We start from the raw sequence: 3,590 nt of genomic DNA, 5'->3' as shown, positions 1-3,590 counted from the left end.
GTCACGCTGTATCCCTACGTCAACCCGGCGACCGAGATCATCGACGGCACCGCGCTCCCGAGCGCGGACGTCAAGGTGACGCCCGTGTCGTCGACGTCGGACGGGATGCAGATCTGGCGGTTCACGCACAACGGCGTCGACACCCACCCGATCCACTTCCACCTCTATGACGTGCAGGTGCTGAACCGGGTGACGTGGGACAACATCATCATCCCGCCCGACCCGAACGAGCTGGGCTGGAAGGACACGGTCCGGATCGCCCCCCTCGAGGACACGATCGTCGCGCTGCGTCCGATCATCCCGAAGGTGCCGTTCGAGGTGCCGAACTCGGTGCGGGCGCTGAGCCCGATGATGCCGATCGGCTCGACCGCGATGTTCAACAATTTCGACGTCCAGGGCAACCCGACGACGCCGATCGAGAACAGGCTGGTCAACTTCGGGTGGGAGTACGTCTACCACTGCCACATCCTCAGCCACGAGGAGATGGACATGATGCGGCCGGTCAGCCTCGCGCTGCCACCGATCGCACCCAGCGCTCCGACGTTCACGACGACGGGCAACGGGAGCAACCGGCGCATCGTGCTCACCTGGGCTGACAACTCGATCACGGAGACCGACTTCCTGGTGCAACGCTCCACGGACGGGTCGACGTGGACCACCGTGGGCACGCCACGGGTCCAGCCGCTCCTCGGCAACGACCCCGGGACGCGCACCTACACCGATCCGACGTCGAACGCGTCAGCAGCGGCTCTCTACCGGATCGTCGCGCGCAACGCGGTGGGCTACGGCGGGCAGTTCCCGAGCCTGACGGTGCAGAGCACGTCCGCCACGGCGGCCGTGAACGCACCTGCGGCCCCGACCGGGCTCACGGCGACGCTGCAGGCGGGACCGCGGGTCGCGCTGGCGTGGAACGACGTCGCGAACAACGAGACCGGCTACGTCGTGCAGCGCTCGACCGGCGCAGGGGCGTGGACGCAGGTTGCGGCGCTCCCCGTCGGTGCCAGGAGCTACGCCGACACGAGCGTCACGCTCGGGTCTGCGTACTCCTACCGGGTGGGGGCCGTGAACGTCGCGGGCACCGTCCTGAGCTCCGTGGTGGATGTCACCGTGGCTGCTCCGGCAGCACCGGCGCCGACCGCGACCCCGACTCGGATCAGCAACACCCGAGAGCGGATTGCGGTGACCTGGGCGGATGTGACGAGCGAGACCGGCTACACCGTGCAGTGGAGCTCCGACGGCACCACCGTGACCGGTTCCGCGAACCGTGTGGCGAACACCACGAGCTACACCACAGGGAACCTGGCGCTCCAGGTCTGGTACGTCCGCGTCGGTGCGACCARCGCGCTCGGCACCACCTGGTCCGGCTGGGTGACGGTTCCGGCGGCACCCTGACGACGCCGACCTCAGGGGATGGGGCCGCACGAGCCACTCGTGCGGCCCCGCCCCGCGCCCGGAGGCCGGCGGCCGGCTGCGGGGACTCGTGCGAGCAGCTCGCGTGGGCCGAACGGCGTGGTCAGGTAGTCGTCGGCGCCCACCGACAGCCCGACGTGTCGGCCGGCACGCGCGGATCCCGGGACCACGGACCTGGGGTCATCTGCCCGGGACGCACGGCGGCGCCGACCCGAGGGTCGCGGCGTCCACCACCGCGCCGATCAGGTGCGTCCCGGAGACCAGCGGTGCGTCGTTGTGGTCCGCTCCCGGCACCACGACCTCGACGACCTCCCGGGGCGCTTCCCGGGCCGCGTCCGCGACGGTCCGGCTCAGGCCGGGTGGGACGGTGGTGTCCGCGTCCCCGAGCACGACCGCGACGGGTACGGCCGTCCGGCGCACGGCGGCGACGACGTCGAACCGGTCGCGCAGCAGCGCCCCCACCGGCACGTGGTAGACGGCCCGCGCGGCCTCGGCGAGAGTCGTGAACGGAGACCGCAGGACGAGCGCGGCCGGCGGGTGCTCGGCGGCGAGCCCGGCGGCGACGGCGGCACCGAGGCTCTCCCCGAGGTAGACGATCGACGCCTCGGGCACGCCTGCGCCGAGCAGGTACTCGCGGGCGGCCCGGGCGTCGCGGGCGAGACCCGCCTCGGACGGCGACCCCGGGTTGCCCCCGTAGCCCCGGTACTCCAGCAGGAGGACACCGAAGCCCGCGGAGCCGAGCGCCTCGGCCAGTGGGGCGCGGGAGCCGCGGTGGCCACCGTTGCCCGGTGCGACGAGAACCGTCGCCGTGCAGCCCTCCGGCGCCGGCAGGTGCCACGCCGCGAGGGTCAGCCCGTCGGAGGTCCGCAGGGAGACCTCCTTGGCTCCCGGGAGCACGTCGTCCACCGGGGGAGGGGAGCTCCGGTCCGGGACGAAGACGAGCGAGCGCTGGAACGCGAGTACCAGCCCGACGCCGACGACGAGCAGGACCGTGAGGACCGCGGCGACCCGCGGCAGGACCCGACGAGCGCGCGTCCGCTCGGTCATGGTCCGATCGTCGCACCCGTCGCTCGAGCGCGGTGAGACGCTCCACGTGCTGCGCAGGGTTGTCGTGCGTCGAGAAGTCCAGGGCTCTGGGCCGCGTGTCAGGACCACTCCACGCGGCGACCCGCGCTTAACCTGCCTCCGGCCGCGCCCGCTCCCTGTCCCCGAACCCGGCCGTCACGCACATGTCGCTGCACTCCCGCGAGACACCGGTCAGGTCCCGGCCGACGGTCCCCTCAGTCGTGTCGACGAGTCGGCTGCGGCGTCGGACGGGTGCCGTCCTTCTCGCCGCGGTGATCGCCCTGACGGGAACCGGCGGGGCCAGCTACGCGGACGGCATCGACGACCGCCGTGCCGAGGCCGAACGGCGCAGCAGCGAAGCCGACCGACGCGCCGAGGAGCTGGAAGCCTCCATCGAGGGTCTCAGCAGCGAGCTGAGCCAGGCCGCGCTCGACCTGCAGGCCACCCAGGCGCGCCTGCCCGCGGCGCAGGCCGAGCTCGAGGACGCGCGCGCGGCCCTGGAGGCCACCCAGCGCGAGGCGGCCATCCTCGCCGGCCGACTCCAGGACGCGACCGACCTGCGAGGCAGCCTCACCGCGACCATCGCCGCCGACCGTGCCGACGAGAAGGATCTTCGTGACGCCGTGGGGGCGATGGCGCGGGAGGCCTACCGGGGGGCACCCGGGGTCTCCGCCATGGACGTGATGCTCGACGCCAAGGACGCCACYGACTTCCTCGACAACGCCCGGCTGGTCGATGCGGCGCTGCGCAGCCAGGCGCGCGTCCTGGACGAGCTGCGCCAGGTCGATGCGAACAACCGCAACAGCGAGACCCGCCTGGGCGCTGTCACCGATCGCGTCGCCGAGCTGAAGGAGCAGGCCGAGGCCAACGTCGTCGCCGCCGACCGGGCCCGGCGCGTGGCCCAGACGCGCGAGGACGAGATCAACCGGCTCATCACTGAGCAGAGCGCCCGGCAGGACGCGATCGCCTCGCTCAAGGCGCAGGCGGAGGCCGAGCAGGCTGAGATCGACGCCGAGCGGGCGGCTGTCGAGCGCGAGCTCGTCGCGATCATCGCCGAGCAGCGAGCCGCCCGCGAGGCTGCCGAGGCCGCGGCACGGGCCGCCGAGGCCGCTGCG

At 72.8% G+C, this 3,590-nt stretch carries 2 protein-coding genes and 2 pseudogenes; 2 read left to right on the top strand and 2 right to left on the bottom strand.

Annotated elements, in window-relative coordinates; translation table 11 throughout:
* A partial coding sequence (locus tag AC1DUQ_RS19330) for a multicopper oxidase domain-containing protein (RefSeq protein ID WP_477074383.1) occupies positions 1-1,392 on the top strand: 1,392 nt, incomplete at its 5' end.
* A gap of 56 nt (positions 1,393-1,448) precedes the next feature.
* Here the strand turns inward: AC1DUQ_RS19330 and AC1DUQ_RS19325 are convergent.
* Positions 1,449-1,547, bottom strand: a pseudogene (locus AC1DUQ_RS19325) (DNA-binding response regulator); the annotation flags it as partial.
* 43 nt (positions 1,548-1,590) lie between these two features.
* Entirely contained in the window at positions 1,591-2,457 is an 867-nt protein-coding gene (locus AC1DUQ_RS19320; RefSeq protein WP_477061903.1) for an alpha/beta hydrolase, read from the bottom strand.
* Between the two features lie 239 nt (positions 2,458-2,696).
* Between AC1DUQ_RS19320 and AC1DUQ_RS19315 the strand changes: the two are divergent.
* Positions 2,697-3,590, top strand: a pseudogene (locus tag AC1DUQ_RS19315) (peptidase M23); the annotation flags it as partial.

This window comes from Cellulomonas sp. P4_B5_2, assembly GCF_056402235.1.
The sequence above is the reverse complement of the archived record's forward strand: the minus strand, read 5'-3'. Positions and strand labels throughout refer to the sequence as shown.